Source organism: Bacteroidota bacterium (assembly GCA_016722375.1).
Taxonomy (GTDB): Bacteria; Bacteroidota; Bacteroidia; order Chitinophagales; family LD1; genus Bog-950.
Map to the genome: position 1 here is coordinate 88,870 of JADKJG010000004.1, position 17,380 is coordinate 106,249.

The 17,380-nt window shown below is 42.3% G+C and carries 13 protein-coding genes and 1 pseudogene; 6 read left to right on the forward strand and 8 right to left on the reverse strand.

What is annotated here, in order from left to right; all coding sequences use genetic code 11:
• Window positions 1-50: 50 nt before the first annotated feature.
• The 4 genes from IPP77_05800 to IPP77_05815 are packed head-to-tail and all read right to left on the reverse strand — an operon-like array spanning window position 51 to window position 5,415.
• Entirely contained in the window at window positions 51-1,391 is a 1,341-nt protein-coding gene (locus IPP77_05800) for a T9SS type A sorting domain-containing protein (protein ID MBL0309191.1), read from the reverse strand.
• On the reverse strand, window positions 1,384-3,930 hold the full coding sequence (locus tag IPP77_05805) for an SBBP repeat-containing protein (protein ID MBL0309192.1): 2,547 nt from the start codon (window positions 3,928-3,930) through the stop codon (window positions 1,384-1,386). Before IPP77_05805 ends, IPP77_05800 begins: the two co-directional genes overlap by 8 nt.
• Complete coding sequence (locus IPP77_05810; GenBank protein ID MBL0309193.1) at window positions 3,831-5,195, reverse strand: hypothetical protein; 1,365 nt, start codon at window positions 5,193-5,195, stop codon at window positions 3,831-3,833. Before IPP77_05810 ends, IPP77_05805 begins: the two co-directional genes overlap by 100 nt.
• Window positions 5,158-5,415 (reverse strand): hypothetical protein, encoded by a 258-nt coding sequence (locus IPP77_05815; GenBank protein ID MBL0309194.1) that lies wholly within the window; start codon window positions 5,413-5,415, stop codon window positions 5,158-5,160. Before IPP77_05815 ends, IPP77_05810 begins: the two co-directional genes overlap by 38 nt.
• An 823-nt stretch (window positions 5,416-6,238) precedes the next feature.
• Here IPP77_05815 and IPP77_05820 point away from each other — a divergent pair.
• From IPP77_05820 to IPP77_05845, 6 genes are all read left to right on the forward strand, one after another.
• Window positions 6,239-6,847, forward strand: a complete 609-nt coding sequence (locus IPP77_05820; GenBank protein ID MBL0309195.1) for a fibronectin type III domain-containing protein — start codon at window positions 6,239-6,241, stop codon at window positions 6,845-6,847.
• 238 nt (window positions 6,848-7,085) lie between these two features.
• A complete protein-coding gene (gene fabG, locus IPP77_05825; GenBank protein MBL0309196.1) occupies window positions 7,086-7,829 on the forward strand; it encodes a 3-oxoacyl-[acyl-carrier-protein] reductase in 744 nt (247 codons plus the stop codon).
• A 66-nt stretch (window positions 7,830-7,895) separates the two neighbouring features.
• Entirely contained in the window at window positions 7,896-10,007 is a 2,112-nt protein-coding gene (locus IPP77_05830) for a hypothetical protein (GenBank protein MBL0309197.1), read from the forward strand.
• 6 nt (window positions 10,008-10,013) lie between these two features.
• A complete protein-coding gene (locus IPP77_05835) occupies window positions 10,014-10,979 on the forward strand; it encodes a threonylcarbamoyl-AMP synthase (protein ID MBL0309198.1) in 966 nt (321 codons plus the stop codon).
• Between the two features lie 107 nt (window positions 10,980-11,086).
• Window positions 11,087-12,364: a tyrosine--tRNA ligase gene (locus tag IPP77_05840; protein MBL0309199.1), complete on the forward strand. Its 1,278-nt coding sequence runs from the start codon at window positions 11,087-11,089 to the stop codon at window positions 12,362-12,364.
• A 108-nt stretch (window positions 12,365-12,472) separates the two neighbouring features.
• Window positions 12,473-12,697 (forward strand): hypothetical protein, encoded by a 225-nt coding sequence (locus IPP77_05845; protein MBL0309200.1) that lies wholly within the window; start codon window positions 12,473-12,475, stop codon window positions 12,695-12,697.
• Window positions 12,698-12,769: 72 nt separating this feature from the next.
• Here IPP77_05845 and IPP77_05850 read toward each other — a convergent pair whose 3' ends face one another.
• From IPP77_05850 to IPP77_05865, 4 genes and pseudogenes are all read right to left on the reverse strand, one after another.
• Entirely contained in the window at window positions 12,770-14,689 is a 1,920-nt protein-coding gene (locus IPP77_05850; protein MBL0309201.1) for a PD40 domain-containing protein, read from the reverse strand.
• A gap of 9 nt (window positions 14,690-14,698) precedes the next feature.
• Window positions 14,699-15,280: a 7-carboxy-7-deazaguanine synthase QueE gene (locus tag IPP77_05855; GenBank protein ID MBL0309202.1), complete on the reverse strand. Its 582-nt coding sequence runs from the start codon at window positions 15,278-15,280 to the stop codon at window positions 14,699-14,701.
• A 75-nt stretch (window positions 15,281-15,355) separates the two neighbouring features.
• Complete coding sequence (locus IPP77_05860) at window positions 15,356-16,393, reverse strand: hypothetical protein (protein ID MBL0309203.1); 1,038 nt, start codon at window positions 16,391-16,393, stop codon at window positions 15,356-15,358.
• Window positions 16,383-17,257: pseudogene (locus tag IPP77_05865) on the reverse strand (bifunctional 5,10-methylene-tetrahydrofolate dehydrogenase/5,10-methylene-tetrahydrofolate cyclohydrolase). The gene IPP77_05860 and the pseudogene IPP77_05865 overlap by 11 nt, the downstream one beginning before the upstream one ends.
• Window positions 17,258-17,380: the final 123 nt, after the last annotated feature.

Below are 17,380 nucleotides of genomic sequence, written 5' to 3' on the forward strand. Positions count from 1 at the left end.
AATCGCAAAATATAATAGCCCTGCCCGCGTTGGTGTTCGTTTCACCAGCCTCACTCCTTCACAAACTTTCTCACCACCCGCTGTTTATCATCCTGTAAAACCAGAAAGTAAAGACCGGGAGAAAAAGTAGAAACATCAATTTCAACGTCTTTCTTTAGAACTGCCAGATTATCCATAATTATTTTCCCTTCCAGATTATAAATTTGGATAAAGGCGTTGGTGGCAAGAGAATGAGAAATACAATGTAAGTGATTTGAAACAGGGCTAGGAAATATACCTACGTGAAAAGTTCCATTGTTGATTTCATCCACGCTTGTTATAGTGCTACAAGTATCCGAATAATCACCCCCCAACCACTTCGCCACATAGTTAACCGTATCTCCATCAATAGCTAAAAAGGGGCCTCCGACATAAAGTTCATTATTATATACCGCCATGCAGTTCATTGCAATTGTAAAATTCGGAATGAATTTTTGGCCTAATCCACACCATTTGTAACCATCCCACTTCGCAATGGCCAAGATAGGTACATCCCCTATCCTTGTAAATCTCCCACATGCATATAGCTCACCGTTAAAAACCTGTAGGTCGCTGATAAAAGCGTTTAAACTGGTCATTCCTGCTCCCGCATCTTTCCATAGTGTTCCGTTCCACCGGGCGACACAAAATCCAGGATTACCAAGCGTGGTGTCAAAACCTCCACCGATGTAAAGATCATCTTCATATATCTCAAAACTTCCCACACCGGCAGCCCCGCCTCTTATGCCGTTGCCGACCGGAAGCCATTTAGCGCCGTTCCAATAAGCCAGGCGATCAAGCACCCCATCCTTAGTCACAAAATTGCCCCCTATGTATAAATTGCCTTGATACTCTACTGCTACACCAATTGGTCCATTTCCCCAGTTAGTAGTGTCAATCGCGCTCCACGACACCCCATTCCATTTCGCAATTGATTTAGCGGCCACTCCGGCTATGCTGTCAAAAAGACCATAAACCACCAGATCATTTTTGTAAATTGTTGTTCCAAAGATAGATCCTCCGGAAACTTTGGCAAAAGTATCTACCTGATTGCCATCCCAACTTAAAAGAGTGATCGCACCAAAAAGAATTTTACCCTGAAATGAAGTGATGTTATAGTCTGCGTAGTATTGGTGCAAAAATGGAATAGAATCCCAATCGGTTCCGTCAAACTGGGCCGCATAATGTACAGGTATTTCACCCACTTTAGTAAAGCTTCCAGAAGCATACATTAAATTACTTGCATTATCCACTTTAAACACATCAGGGGAGAAATTAAAGCCTGTGCCGGCCTTACTCCAGTGTTGCGAAAAGGATGAAGCGGGAGAAAGCAAAACAAATCCCATGAAAATCAATCTCATTTTATTAATCATGCTTAACTATTTGCTTAGCGGTACGCTGACTACCTACGTTGATTACCAGAAGATATATACCATTAGTCAAATCGCTCAAATCCATCTGATAACTTAGCGCGGTATTACTACTAGCTCTTGATGTTTTGAGAATTTGACCGGTTATTGAAAGTAATTCAAAAGAAACGTTTTCTGTTATTGAGTTAGGCAATCTAATCGTTATCGTGTTCGATGATGGATTGGGAAATACCTGCACTTCTAATCCTGATGAATAAATATCTTTCACATCGACCATCCAATGCTCGTTAAAGTTAAAACGTGCCATAATCGCATCGGAATTGATAACCGGAGGGGCAAGTTGCCTGTAAGCATTGGAACAACATAAGGTGAAAAAATTATCAGACCAGTTAGTTGCAACTTTATAATTAGGGCTAGTTGTGCTGCCGGCTATATACCAGTAGTGATTATCGCTACTAGTGGAGTTTACAACTATCGCATTGCTTTTATCAGACAAGATACCGCCATAATATGTGGCCCAGATTCTTTCGTTATCAGAATTAAAATAACCCAGAAAGGCATCATCATAACCAAATGCCCTAATTGATCCCTCATTATAAAACCATGGGATGCCTGATGAGGGCTGATAAATATAAGAACTACTAGTGCTGTTTGTTTGGCCGGAAAAGAAAAGCCGGTTTTCAAAATCCACGGATAGTCCATTGATAACATCTTCACCCGATCCACCGTAATATGTGCCCCATTCAAAAGCTCCGGCAGCGCTCAACTTTGCCATAAATCCGTCTGAAGCTCCGCCTCCATAAATGTAGGCTCCGATACCATTATCTTGGAAATATTTTGTTCCGCTCTTGCAAACAGGAAAACCACCACTGGTTGGCTCTTCACATAAAGTTGAATTAGGTGTAGATGAAGATGTACTCCCCCCGATATAAACATTGTTATTTCCGTCTAGGGCTATTGTTCTGGCCTCGTCGTTTCCTCCACCACCAAAATAAGTACTCCAATTATTTACCCCGACAGAAGTGAAACGTGCGAGGAAAGCATCTTCGTTACCTCCGATAGTTCCTTGATTATAAGCCCCGATAGAAGCATTGTTTGTGATTGGCAAATTACCTGTTGTTTTACCTGTTACAAATAAGTTTGAGTTGCCGTCCATAGCTATGTCATAAATATAATCATCGTCTATACCTCCAAAAAAAGTACTCCAGGTAAGCTCACCCGTAGGGTCAAACCTCGCAATGAAACCATCAGTTGCCCCGCCCTCTCCGTCGCTGTTATACGCGCCAACGGGATGGCACTTGGGAAATTCACCATCTCCCGGAACATCACAACTGGTTGAGGAGTAAGCATTTGTCGACGTATATCCACCCACGAAAAGGTTGTTAGATCCATCGTTCGTGATGGAACGTCCCGTTTCTTCTCCGCTTCCTCCAAAATAAGTAGCCCAACGGCTTAAAGGAAGCTGACCTCCACGCGCATTATCCAATCCTACAATAAAAGCGTCTCTGCTACCTTCAAGAGCGGTTTGGTGATAAACACCGCTATTTGAAAAAGTAGGAAAGTCATCGCTTTCGGTATATCCAGTGATAAAAACTTTGCCAGTGGCCGTACCATTCCCAATCGTTTTAATCCCATAAGATTTTTCATCTGAGGTTCCTCCCCAGTAAGTTGCCCACAGGAATCGGTCTGCATCCTCCACTACCCCTTGTGTTGCGCCATTGGCAGAACCAAATTTGGATATAAAAGCATCATAGCCTCCAGCCGAAAACCTAAATGCTCCCAAAGATACACCCTTATTAACGGGAAAATCAGTGCTTTGCGTAAAGCCGCACACATAGACATTCCCGTCGCCATCTACTGCAAGATCTGTTCCTTCATCTGACCCTAACCCACCTAAATAAGTGGACCAGTCAGGTGAGCTTATGTGTTCAATATCGCGAGGCCCGCTTCTTTGCTCAATCACCAAATTTTTTCCATCATCAAAATCCCCCAACTCGAACCCGAACTCATTATCTCCCAAATCTTCATAAGCAATATCCACATAAACTTTCTCATCTCCATCAAATTGATAGGCAATGAGGGTATCTTCTGATATATATGAACCACCTGCATAAATACGCAACTTGTTGGCTTCTGCAATTATGCTGTCGGCTCCGTCATACTTCAACGCTCCGGTAGAAAATGTAACCGTGGGGTCTATCACCAATAATGATTTCATTCCCTCGCCGCTGGAATGAACCTGCCAATCTATACCGTTGTAAACATTTTTTTGAACAATTCGGCTATGCCCTTCAACTCCGGTAATAGCTTCCGGCAAATAGCCAAGAAAATAGTTCAGAAAAGCTTCTGTTTTTTCGGAAGTATAAGTTTTGAATTTTGAGTAAACATATTCTCCTCTTGATATGAAACTCATATCTATCCGGTATAAGGTATCTGTGGTGTTTACCGTGTCATCCGGCGCGTGAAGATGTGCAGTGACATAAGATAACCTTCCATCGCCCACATACATTTGCGGGTTTCCGGCATTGGTATAGTAAAACACGCTATCTGCTGGTAGGAGTCGGTACCTAATATTTGCCCCCGGTTTTCATAGAAGGCATAAGCCTCATTAGCGCCAGAGGTATCTATTGGGATAAATGCGGTTGTTTGTTGGTAAAACACCGTAGCATATACCGTATCCACAGGTCCGGTGCTGCGCCCTGTCACTAGTAAAAAAAACCGACTGACTAATTGCTCAATATATGTGCCACCCCAGGTCTTGGCAAAACTGTAAGCTACATCATCACAATCCGCACAGCGACTGTATGTTTTTGTCCACTGCGCAGCGACATCCGCCTGATAGCTACTGGTCAGGAAGTTGATATGGCTGCCATTCTGAATACCTCCGGTAATAAAAACATTGCTGCTGTCATCCATCGCAACCGCATTGGCTATAGCAATACCCCCGGGAATGGAGGAAGTAATTGTCCTGTCCCATAAGAAAGTACTGTCGCTTTGATATGTCAGCGCTACAGCATTTTTTTCGCCAGTGTATTTGATCGCCGTAGCAGAAACGGCCAAAACTTGTGTAAATGGATTATAGGCCAATCCGGTGGGTAGCGTAGCAACACTACCCGGCGCTCTCCATTCTTCCACCCATTTTACGTTTAGCCCTACATCAAATTTCATCAGTTTTACATGCGGATCTAATCCGGCAGAATCAGCCAGAGCCAACAGGTAAATATCACGAGTGACGCCATCTACGGCTATATCTATGGCTTTCGTAAATTGATTTCTATCATTGCTTCCATAATTGATATGGTCAATTTCCCCATCATCTTTATAAAATGCTACCATCTGAGGTATCCACTCCGTGGTGCTGACTCCCACTCCGCCAATCAATCCAATACAAGGCCCGCCCCCTATTTGTTGAGCTATAACTTCATCTTTCAATAACCGGACAGCAACATCCGGAGCCCCTACACTGTCGTGATATGCAATCCATATTTCATTTCCGGCAGTGTCATATTTCAGTAAGGTGAGCATGTAATCATCTACGTCCGTCTGCTCGGTCACCGCCACATAAACAAATCCCGAATCATCTACGAGCATCGAGGAGGAAATATCGTCACCCTCATAATCACCCTCATAATACTGTACCCAAAGCACATTCCCTTCGTTATCTACCCTACCGAAAATGACATCTCTGGAATCAGGTTCACCAAAAGTGCCCACTAAGTAAATATCATCTCCCTTTACTACCGCATCAGTAGCATAGGCTTCTACATTTTCAAGCATGGTTTCCCAAAGCACCACCCTCAGAGTCATATTTGCGAATGGCAATGTTATCTCCCAAAAGCGTGGAATAATCGCTGGTGATGACAATGGTATTATCCTCCTGATCTACATAGTTAAGGATATGATAGTCGGCTTGGTTAGCTATCGAGCTGGTAAGCGCCCATCGCTGATTTAACAGAGTTTGAGAAAATGAATTGCTAAAAATTAAGGATAGGAGTGTAATAACTCCAAGATGTAAAACTGTTTTCATTGTATTTATTTTGAGGTTAATAAATCAACTCATGTACCGCTAAACAATATTCAAAATCTCTACATTCCTATCTATCTAAATGCGGCGTATTTTATACCAATTGAACAGCAAGCTAAATTTATTTTTGTATTTGGTAAGCTTTGTTTTTTAACAGTCCTTGGCTTTATCCTTTAAATAGCTTATCTCGTCATTGAAATCCACAAACCCCATATTGTTTTCCCCCATTTTCAATCACTTAATTTCTATTCGCAGCAAGTCAGCGGCTATTCGTAACAGAATGAAAGCTAAGCGTGGCAGCTTAAACTTCAATCGTAACAGAATAGACATTAATCGTAGCAAGTTAAAGTCTATTCGGAAAAAAAAAAAAAGTAGCGGTATAGCTTCTAATCGTAGCAGAATGAAAGCTAATTCGTAACAGATTAGACTTTAATCTAGCAGAATAGAAGCTAATCGGTGCTAGTTCATGTCTGTTTGCAGGTTAGCTTTGGGTTTATATAATTTGGTTAGCCAAATGTTCCATAACCATAAGGCTAATTAGCGGCATTGACCGCTTTATTATATGTATTAGCCTAAAAATAAAGTACTATTAGTATAATACAAAGTATATGTTTTATAATATGCTTATAAAAATGAAACAAGCTGAAATGTACTGCCGTATAATATTGTATATGCTTTTGCTTTATGTACATAATATCGTTCTTGTAAATAAACAGAGGGGAATGAAGTCCCGCTTTAAAAAACTTCTACTATGGTTTCACCAAAAGAGAGGAATGAAGTCTCGCTTGAAAAAACTTCTAAACTTGTTCAACAAAAACTAAATGTCATGAAACTAAAAATGGGCTTTTTAGGATTGAGTATCGCTGAGGTGATAGATAGATCCACGCTTATAGTGACTAAGATGACGGGAAACCCGAACTTTCCCACACCTGATCCGACGCTGGCTGATGTAACGACCGCTGCGGATGCACTTCTGGCTGCGTACAACAATTCGCGCGACGGAGGTAAGACACTGACAGCCACCATGCGTTTGCGCCTGAAAGAGCTAATGGAGCTTAACAGGAAGCTGGCAGCGTATGTGCAGGCAGAGTCTTCGGGGGGTGAGGAAATCATCTTGTCCAGTGGTTTTGACGTGGTAAGGAGAGGTGATCCTACTCAGGTGGCGCAGGTGCATAACCTGCGCCTCCAACACGGCATTCCTGTCGGTAGCATTCGTGCTATCTGGGACAGAGTCGTGGGAGCGGGTGCCTATGTAGTGGAGCTTTCGGATACGGATGCCAATGGTCCGTTCAGTTTCCACCTTTGCACACTCAAAACCCGGTTAGATTTCACTGGTTTGGTGCCTGGTAAATTGTACTGGATACGTATCTACGCAGTAGGTCGTCACAGTACCGGATTGCCGAGCGACATCAGTGTACACACCGCGAGCATCTAACATGTTGGAGTCCGCCCTTGGCGGACTATTTCAAAAAAAATGATTCACATCATTTTCGTCACAGGCTCTTATAGCCTGAATGAAAGTCCCGCCGAGGCGGGACTTTCTGTTTTTAATCGAAAATTAACTTGATTGGAAGAGAATATGGAAAAAGAAACAATCTCCGCCAATTTGTATACCTTCAAAACTTCCCTACTGCTTAAATTCTTTTTTCTTTGCGACAATCAAAACAGAAGGGATGTTATTAAAAAACAAAACAGCACTCATCACCGGCGGCTCCCGCGGAATTGGCTATGCCCTCGTCAAGCGGTTTGTCGCCGAAGGATGCAACGTGGCTTTCACCTACCTAAGCTCGGATGAAAAAGCAAAAAAGTTTGAAGAAGAACTGGCTGCTTCGGGTGTCAAAGCCAAGGCATATAAAAGTGATGCAGGCTCCTATTCCGATTCCGAAAAGTTAGTCGAGGAAGTGGTAAAAGAATTTGGAACGATAGATATATTGGTGAATAATGCAGGCATTACACGCGACAACTTAATCCTTCGGATGAATGAACAGCAGTGGGATGAAGTGATAGCCGCCAATCTGAAATCTGTTTTCAACCTGACCAAACACGTATCGAAAGTGATGTTGAAGAATAGAAACGGTTCCATCATCAACCTCACATCCATTGTGGGAGTCAAGGGCCAAGCCGGCCAATCAAACTACGCAGCATCCAAAGCCGGAATCATCGGGTTCACCAAATCTATTGCCGAAGAATTTGGCTCGCGCAATATCCGTTGCAACGCCATCGCGCCCGGTTTCATCGAAACCGACATGACCGCTGTGCTGCCCGAAGAAACACGGAAAAACATTCTCGCTCAGGTGCCTATGAAACGCATGGGGCAGCCCGAAGAAGTGGCGAGCGTAGCGGTGTTTCTCGGCTGCGACCTGTCGAGTTATGTTTCGGGACAGGTCATCAGCGTATGCGGAGCGATGAGTCGCTAAGATACATCTCCCTCGCGGAGACCGGCCCATTTGATATTGGTTAATATTACTCCCTAAAACTTCATTTTGAACAGCGGCCTTTCTTTTCAATATCCTGTCTGGTTTCTTTTGCTGTGCTTTGCATTGGGCGCAGCTTATGCTTTCATTCTTTATTACCGCGACCATACCTTTGATGAAAAATCTTCCGGCACCGCAAACTGGAAACGAGGCATGGCTTTGTTTCGCTTTCTGGCCGTTTCTATCTTGGCGATATTGCTTTTGTCCCCCTTCATCCGTGCCAGAAATACGCAAACCTTCAAACCGATAGTTGCCATTGTTCAGGACAATAGTGAATCCGTTAAAACTGGTTTGGGAAAGGATACTGCTGCTTATGCAGAAAGGTTAACGAAACTAGAGGAAGAACTAAGCGGAAAATATGAAGTGCAAGAATTTTCGGCGGGCGATGATTTGAGAAAGGGAATTGATTTCTCGTTCCGTGATAGATCTACCAATCTGAGCGAAGCCATCGAGCAGATAAACGATCTGTTTTATAATCAGAATCTCGGTGCCGTGGTCATTGCCTCAGATGGCATCTATAATCGGGGTATCAATCCGGTTTATTCGGCGGCCAAAGCAAGCTATTCTATCTATACCATAGCCTTGGGAGATACTACGATTCAAAAAGATCAGAAGGTTTCCAACGCTTATTTCAACAACATCGCTTTTTTGAATGATCAATTCGCTATGCGGGTAGATGTGGAGGCAACCAACTTGTCGGGGAAAAATTCAACGCTACATATCTACGAACTGCAAGCCGGTGGTCAAGCTAAGTTGCTTCAGTCGAAGGAGGTGAATTATAATTCAGACAATTTCTTCCAATCCCTTGATTTCATTCTGCCTGCCGACAAAACCGGAATCATTCATTATCGGATAACACTGGCGAACGTAGATGGAGAAGTTACTTACAAGAACAACAGCCGCGATATTTTTATAGAAGTATTGGACGGAAGGCAGAAGATTTTGTTGGTAGCAAATTCCCCGCATCCCGATATCGCTTGCTTCAAAGCCGCTATTGAAAGCAACCGGAATTATCAATTGGATGTAGAATACGCTCAAACATTTTCGAAAAAACTGAATGAATATAATCTGGTGATACTTCATCAATTACCTTCGTCCGTCAATCATGTCAGCAATATATTAAAGGAGGCTGCCGAGCAGAAAAAGTCTTTGTTGTTTGTTGTGGGTTCGCAAACGCTGTTGACTGAATTCTCAAAGGTGCAGAATGCAGTTTCCATTCGTGGCAATGGTACACAGTTGAATGAGGTAACCGCAAATGTGTCTAAGGAGTTTGCTCTGTTTACGTTGTCAGACCGCACCCTGCAAACCGTTTCCAAATTGCCGCCATTCTTTTGTGCCTTTGGGGAATTCACCGCTAATCCGTCTTCTAAAATAATGCTTTACCAGAAAATCAATTCAGTTCTAACGGATTTTCCGCTCTGGCTCTTTAACGAAACGGGCGAGGTGAAAACAGGAGTGATTTGCGGCGAGGGTTTATGGCGGTGGCGCTTGCAGGACTTCATGATGAATAAGAATCAAGAGGCCACAGATGAGTTGATCAACAAAACGGTTCAATACTTATCTGTGAAAGGCGACAAGCGCCCATTTCGTGTTTCCTTGCCTAAAAACATTTTTCAAGATAATGAGGCAATTACTTTTGATGCACAACTCTATAATGCGAATTATGAGTTGGTCAACGCGCCAGAGGTTGCGATGCTTATAAAAGATGAAGAAGGAAAGGAGTACAAATATTCGTTCAATAAAACAGAGCACGCTTACAACCTGAATGCCGGATTTCTACCGGTGGGAAATTACTCCTACGAAGCATCAGCCCGATTTGGCAATGCAACGTTAAACACCCAAGGTAAGTTTTCTGTCAGCCCGCTTCAATTAGAAGATGTTAGAACTAGGGCAGATCACCAAGTGATGTATCAACTAGCATCGCAGCATCAGGGCAACATGCACCATCTGAATGACATGGATAAAATCGCCGGTGAAATTGATGCAGCAAACCATTTGAAACCCGTTCTATACGACACCTTCACCACAGAAAATGCGATTCATTTCAAGTGGATTTTGTTGTTGTTGCTGTCGCTGATTTCCGCTGAGTGGTTCATTCGGAAATATTTGGGTGGTTATTAGGCATATATGTTTCATACAGAGATTGGCCAGGACATTCACAAAGCCAAAGCACTTTTATTAGAGGACTCGGTTGTCGCTATTCCCACCGAAACGGTCTATGGATTGGCTGCTAACGCATTGTCTGAGGAAGCGGTCGTAAAAATATTTGCTGCGAAGAATCGCCCTTTTTTCGACCCGCTGATTGTACATACCTATTCATTAGATGCGATGAGAAAGTATGTGGAAGACATACCGGCAAAAGCAATAATACTATTGCAGCAGTTCTCGCCCGGCCCCATCACACTACTTCTTAAAAAGAAAATAATTATTCCTGACTTGGTTACTTCCGGTTTGGATACCGTAGCCATGCGCATCCCCAATCATCCTTTGACCCTCTCTTTGCTTAGGGAACTAGAATTTCCTTTGGCTGCGCCCAGCGCCAATCCATTCGGATATATCAGCCCAACAACAGCGCAGCACGTGGCTGACCAACTGCAAGGGAAAATTCCCTACATCCTTGATGGCGGAGTGGCTACGGTAGGAGTAGAGTCCACCATAGTAGGTTTTGAAGGCGAGCAACCGGTAGTCTTCCGACTTGGTGGATTGACGATTGAAAAAATCGAAAGGGTCATTGGCAAGGTTCAGATACGGATACAGGATAGTTCCAATCCGGCTGCTCCGGGCATGTTGAGCAGTCATTATGCACCGATTAAAAAATTGAGGTTAGTAGGAGAGGAGAGTCATGAACTTGAGAAGTTGGACAAGCGAAGGATGGGAGTCATTGCTTTTGATAAATATATAGAAACGATTTCGAAGGAAAACCAAATTTTACTTTCCCCTAAAGGAGATTTGAGCGAGGCAGCAAAGAACTTATTTGCCGCCATGAGAAGGTTAGATAATAGTAATGTGGATTTGATTTTGGCAGTACACTTTCCTGACATTGGGTTGGGAAGAGCTATAAATGACCGGTTAAAAAGAGCGAGTACGACATAGGTATCTCAAAAATCCGAGACCACTTTTATGAGATGGACAACTGGTTTTAATGTAGAAATCGCGTTTACTTTGTTAGAATATATTTGCGTCAAAATTCAAAACAGTTTATGGGGCTAATAGAAGAGTTAAGGTGGCGGAATATGTTGCAGGACATCAAGCCTGGTACCGAAGATTTATTAAACCGCGAATTGGTTACCGGTTATATTGGTTTTGATCCTACCGCCGATTCCTTGCATATAGGCAGTTTGCTTCAAGTTACCCTATTAATGAGATTCCAAAAGGCGGGACATAAACCTATTGCCTTGCTTGGTGGAGCCACAGGAATGATTGGGGATCCTTCGGGAAAATCTACTGAAAGAAACTTACTGGATGAAAAGACGCTTCAACACAACTTGGCCTGTCAAAAAAAACAGCTTGAAAAGTTTTTAAACTTTAACTGTGGGGCTACCTCAGCAGAATTCGTCAACAACTTTGACTGGTTTAAGGGAATGAGTTTTCTCGACTTTCTCCGTGATGTTGGAAAGCGACTCACCGTCAACTATATGATGGCAAAGGATAGTGTGAAATCCAGAATGACCTCTGATGAAGGAATTAGTTTTACCGAATTTTCCTACCAATTAATTCAAGGGTACGATTTCTATTACCTCTGGAAAAACAAGGGAGTAAAACTACAAATGGGAGGTAGCGATCAATGGGGTAATATCATTACAGGTACAGAATTGATTCGGCGAAAGGATGGAGGGGAAACCTTTGCCTTTACCATTCCCTTGGTTACCAAATCAGATGGGAAGAAATTCGGAAAATCGGAACAGGGAAATATTTGGTTAGACCCGAAAAAGACCTCTCCATATCGCTTCTATCAATATTGGCTGAATGTTTCAGACGAAGATGTATCTAAACTCGTTCGATATTTCTCTATGAAAGACAAAGAGGAAATAGAAATACTGGAAAAAAAACATATCGAAGCATTACATCTTCGCCTGCTGCAAAAAGACCTTGCTGATGAAATCACAGAGCGGGTTCACTCGATTGAAGATTTGACTCGTGCGAAGCAAACTACCGAAATCCTTTTTGGTTCTTCCTTTGATGAATTCAAAAAACTGGATGGAAAGGATATTGAAGATGCCTTTGATGAAAACCTCATTTTTCGCGTTGAGCAGGATTTATTTTCTGCCGAAGTTGAACCGGTCAGTCTGCTCGCAGAAAAGACGGATATTTTCCCATCAAAAGGTGAAGCGCGAAAAAGTATTCAGGGAAATGGAGTGAGTATTAACAAAGAAAAGTTGTTGTTGGAAAAGAGAATCACCAAAGCTGATTTGTTGCACGGCAGATATCTTTTGGTTCAGAAAGGAAAGAAGAACTATTATCTTATCATCGCTGGATAGGTTATGAAGCAGGGGGCATCATTTTTTATCGCTTCTGTCGCTCTTGTAATAGTGCTGTTTAATTCCTGTGGATTAAAACCTTTTCCTTGCTATATTACAAATGTCCCCATGGATAGTATTCATGTTAACCAAGAAGTGAGTTTCGATGCTACTTGTAGCGATTCGGGGAAAGAATTCTATTGGGAGTTCAACACTCCTTCTGATACTTCCACCTATATCCAGAAAATTGTAACCCGTTCCTTCGATAGCGCAGGAACCGTTGAGATATTCCTTCTGGTAATAAATGGAGGCAAGCAAGCATCCAAGAAGGATTATATCACTATCCTTCCCTAAATCTACGTGGAATAGCGCCGACGCTCTTCTCTGGTTTATTTTAACTCTAACACCGTTTATTCCACAGACTCGCTAAATCGCTACAACGATAAATTCCGTCCGACGATTTTTGGCTTTGCCTTCTGCTGTTGAATTAGACGCAATGGGACGTGATGAGGCATAGCCTTTGTAGCTAATTCGCGATGCCTCAACGCCTTTGCTGACCAGATATTCAAATACTTGCTTGGCCCGGTTCTGCGACAGTGTTTTGTTCTTTTCTTCTATGCCGCTATTATCGGTATGACCGCTGATTTCAATTTTCAATTCTGGATTTTTCTCCAATAATTTAATCATGACTCCCATTTCGGTTTTCGATTCAGGTTTCAATTCATATTTTTCAGGTTCAAAGAAGATATTGTTTAGCACTACCACTTGGCCCACTTTAATTTTCAGCAGTGGTATATCCACATCAAAGGGTTTTCCTCCCTTCACATTTTTCAAGGAAATATTGTGTGAATAGAAAAGATAGCCGTCTTTCAGCACTTCCACTGCATAATCTTTTCCGGCAGGAAGGGTGGAGAGAAAAGTTCCGTTCACCTTATCGGAGGATAGAGTAGTATACAAGTTTCCGGTTTCAAGGTCATAAATCTGTATATTGGCTGACACTGGTTCTCTGCTTTCATCATCGAATACGTTGCCACGAATGTAAGAGGTAAAGCTCGGGCGGAAGTCACTGGAAAGTTCAAAGCTGTATAGGTCTTTTTGCCCATAACTGTCTTTTTGTTCCGAGGCATAGTACGCCCTGCTGCCGTCCGTAGTAATATGAATACCCAGTTCATCGCCTGCTGTATTAATCGGATAGCCCAAATTTACCGGTTGACCACAAGTACCATCAGCTTGTTTTCGACTCATAAAAATATCGAAGTTTCCCATGCCAGGCCAGCCATTAGAAGAGAAATAGAGCGTTTGACCATCGGGATGAATAAAAGAACGCATTTCATCGAACATGATATTGATTGATTCCCCCAGATTCTCGGGTTGGCTCCAACCAGTTTTGTTTTCATAATGGCTTACATATATATCGCTTCCTCCTTGTCCACCTGCGCGCACAGAGGCAAAATATAATGTTCTTCCATCGGAACTGATGCAGGGCTGGGCATCCCAGCCGGGGCTGTTGATCGGCGGACCCATATTGTTAGCGCGCTCCCAAGTCTCACCGGTCTTTCGGGTCATATAGATATCGGCTCTGCCTTCTCCATCTTTGCGATCTGCACTGGTAAAGAACAGGTATTTGCCACTGGGAGAAATACTCTGTGCGCCTTCTACATAGTTTTCAGTGTTAATGGCGGATATTGGATTGGCCTGAGAAAATATTCCATGTTCATTCTTCGAAACATACAAATCTTCATCTTGATATCTTCCTGAACCGGTATGGCGGGTGAAATACAGATACGCTTCGTCGGCGGTGAGCGAAGGCATACTTTCATCGTTTGATGTATTGACGCCGGGTCCAAGGTTCACAGGTTTAAAATCCAAAGGGTGCTTTATCGCTTCGGCGGCGAAACCACAATCCAACAACATTTTGTCAGCCATGATTTTGTTTTGAGCCGGAATTTTTGGTGTTTGTAAATAGGTATTTAGCAATTCTTTTGCCTGTGCATAATCGCTCATATTGAAATGGCATTTAGCAAGTTGAAAGTCCACATCACTTAGATAGTTTGCCTGTAAAGTCTTAACCGTTTGGTATGCTTGAAAGGCTTTTTCATATTGATTCAGATACTCCAAATTTATTTGACCTATCAGCAACCAGGCGTCTATGAATGTAGGTTTCTCTTGAACCGCAAGGCGCAACAAGGAGTCGGCCTGTTCGAGTTTGCCAAAGGCATAGCTGTTATCGCCCCTCTCATAAAATTCTTTTGCGTTTCCTCGCACGGTTTCCTTTGTAATCACCTGAGCCATGGTGAAAGCAGGCATAAGAAATACGATATAAAAAATTATTCGGTTCAACTTCATGCGTTTGATTTAAGGCACCAACATGTATTTATGTATCTGCAAAGATATTTCCCAAACTTGATGTTGTTTCACATATTCAACGATTATTGGCAACATTTCCTTTTCAACACTCCACTCCGGCTGAAAAAAAAGCTTGCAATCTTTGTTTACTTTTCTTGCATGTTCTTCGCCGAAACGCAAATCATTTCGGTGAGCTACAATTACTTTCAGTTCATCTGCAACATTCAAGCATTTTTCTAATGGCAATTTGAATCTTTTAGGTGACATACAAATCCAGTCCCAGTTACCACTAATTGGATAAGCACCTGAAGTTTCCAGATGAGCTCTAATTTGATTGGCTTGAAGTTGGCTTGTCAATTCTGTTAAATCATACATCATGGGTTCCCCACCGGTGATCACACATATTTGTGAGCCGGAACGCGTCACTTCATTGATGATCTCTTCTACAGTCCAAAGTGGATGCTTTTCGGAAAGCCAGCTTTCCTTTACATCACACCAGGAGCAGCCTATATCACAGCCGCCTAGTCGCACGAAATACGCTGCTTTCCCCTGATAAAAACCCTCCCCCTGAATGGTGTAGAAGTGCTCCATAACGGGAAGAAGGTTGGGAGATTTATTGCTTAATTGCATAAAACAATAATTAGAGCGATCGGTAACAGGAAAGAGCTACGGTGTTTTCTCATGTAGTTCAAAGACTTCCTTATCAAATAGGGCATGAGCTAAATCCAAGCGATTATGTTCTACCGGTATGATGATGGTAGTAAATTCGTTATCGTCGCCATAATAAAAAGTCATTTTTATTGAAAAATCTTTAATGTCAGCTGAGGTGAAGTGCTCATCTGCTTTCATCAAGATAATGGTTTTGCCATTATCTATGGCCGTGGTAGCACCTTCAACAGCTTCAAATATCATATCGGGGGTAGCGTGCTGTATTCTATTAGCCACTTTTGAGCGTTTTAACTTAACCATGATCTGGTTAATCTTGCTCTGCCCATCAGAATACATTAAAATACCCAATAGGTTTTCCTCTTGCATCTGTTGAATGGGTTCGGAAGTGGCATCCAACGAGGTAAAACCCACAAAATATTTGTCTTTTACGTTGGGAATAACCACTTTTAATTCTCCGTAAGAGCAACTAAATATTTCCTCACCAGTCGTCAGGCTAAACCGTTTGAAATAATCTTCTTCCTGCCCAACACCTTCATGAATTGCCAACAAGGTATTGTCAGTAAATTGCAAATCAGTGGCTGCAAATTTTGCTTCCCAATGCAACGGCTCCGCAGCGTTCACGCTCTTCGCTGAAATTTCGTAAACCTTGTGCTTGTTGATGGAATCAGCAAAACACAATTCCGTTTTTTTTATCTTCAGCAACAGAGGGATTTTAATCCTGCGGTTGTAAACGTTTATTACCTCATAGTTAGTGTTGCTCTGTTGAATGCATACCCTTCCGTTTTCATCAAATACACGAACCGAAGATGACCCTGTGTCTATATATGTTTCTTTTCCAGAAATAGCCGCGGTATCGCTTTGGGGTTTTTTGCTTGAATTTCTACATGATGAAACAAAGAATAAGGTGATAAGAAACAGAGAACAGAACACCAGAAATATGGTCTTATGCTGAACATGGCAATTCGGATTTCCCCCTTTAAGTAAGGAGAATTTTCGGTCTTTTGATTTAGGATTGCTGATTTTGTCAAAATTCATGTTTAGCGGCTTTTAACGTGTTGAGTAATAAAGATACTACGGTCATCGGACCTACCCCACCGGGTACGGGTGATATAACCCGGCATTTAAGCGCAACCTCATCAAAACAAACATCTCCTTTCAATCTCCATCCGTTTTTTGCCGTGGGATCGCCCACCCGAGTAGTTCCTACGTCAATTACTACTGCTCCTTCCTTTACCATATCGGCAGTTAGGAAGCCAGGTTTACCGAGGGCTGCAATAATAATATCTGCCTGAACCGTAACCTCTTTGATATTCTTGGTCTTAGAGTGACAGATAGTAACTGTGGCATTTCCCGTCTTACCCGAACCACTCATCAAGATACTCATTGGCCTGCCTACAATATTACTTCTGCCAATAATCACACAATGCTTTCCAGAAGTTTCGATATCATAGCGTTCAAGCAATTTGGTAATACCAAGAGGAGTGGCAGACACATAAGCAGGCATCCCCAGAGTGACTTTACCCACATTCTCAGGATGAAAGCCATCTACATCCTTGCCAGGATGAATACTCATAATAATTTGGTCCGTATCAATATGTTTCGGTAGCGGTAGTTGAACAATGAACCCGTCAATATCCGGATGGTCATTTAGCTTTCTGACTTCTTCAAGTAAGGATGGTTGTGATATAGATTTATCAAAGCGAAGTAGGGTGGATTTAAATCCAACTTCTTCGCAGGATTTCATTTTTTTTCGACGTAGGTTAGGCTGCCTCCGTCATCACCAACCAGAATGGTAGCCAGATGTGGTACTTTGCCTCCGTTTGCTTTTATCTTTTGAACTTCTTGGCGAATTTCAGCTTTAATTTCTTCCGAAATCTTTTTTCCGTTCAACAATAACATCTCTCTTTTGTGTTTAAAATTAAGGGGGTAAAGGAAAAATTTTTATAAAGGAAATCTGGGGAAAATTGCCAACAGATTAAAATGGAAGAACAATGAATAGTAGATATGAGAACTATATAGCTC

Coding starts and splice junctions, on each gene's coding strand:
- IPP77_05800 (MBL0309191.1), bottom strand. CDS start 1,391: ATGATTAATAAAATGAGATTGATTTTCATGGGATTTGTTTTGCTTTCT.
- IPP77_05810 (MBL0309193.1), bottom strand. CDS start 5,195: ATGACTCTGAGGGTGGTGCTTTGGGAAACCATGCTTGAAAATGTAGAA.
- IPP77_05815 (MBL0309194.1), bottom strand. CDS start 5,415: ATGAAAACAGTTTTACATCTTGGAGTTATTACACTCCTATCCTTAATT.
- IPP77_05820 (MBL0309195.1), top strand. CDS start 6,239: ATGAAACTAAAAATGGGCTTTTTAGGATTGAGTATCGCTGAGGTGATA.
- fabG (MBL0309196.1), top strand. CDS start 7,086: ATGTTATTAAAAAACAAAACAGCACTCATCACCGGCGGCTCCCGCGGA.
- IPP77_05835 (MBL0309198.1), top strand. CDS start 10,014: ATGTTTCATACAGAGATTGGCCAGGACATTCACAAAGCCAAAGCACTT.
- IPP77_05840 (MBL0309199.1), top strand. CDS start 11,087: ATGGGGCTAATAGAAGAGTTAAGGTGGCGGAATATGTTGCAGGACATC.
- IPP77_05845 (MBL0309200.1), top strand. CDS start 12,473: ATGGATAGTATTCATGTTAACCAAGAAGTGAGTTTCGATGCTACTTGT.
- IPP77_05850 (MBL0309201.1), bottom strand. CDS start 14,689: ATGAAGTTGAACCGAATAATTTTTTATATCGTATTTCTTATGCCTGCT.
- IPP77_05855 (MBL0309202.1), bottom strand. CDS start 15,280: ATGGAGCACTTCTACACCATTCAGGGGGAGGGTTTTTATCAGGGGAAA.
- IPP77_05860 (MBL0309203.1), bottom strand. CDS start 16,393: ATGAATTTTGACAAAATCAGCAATCCTAAATCAAAAGACCGAAAATTC.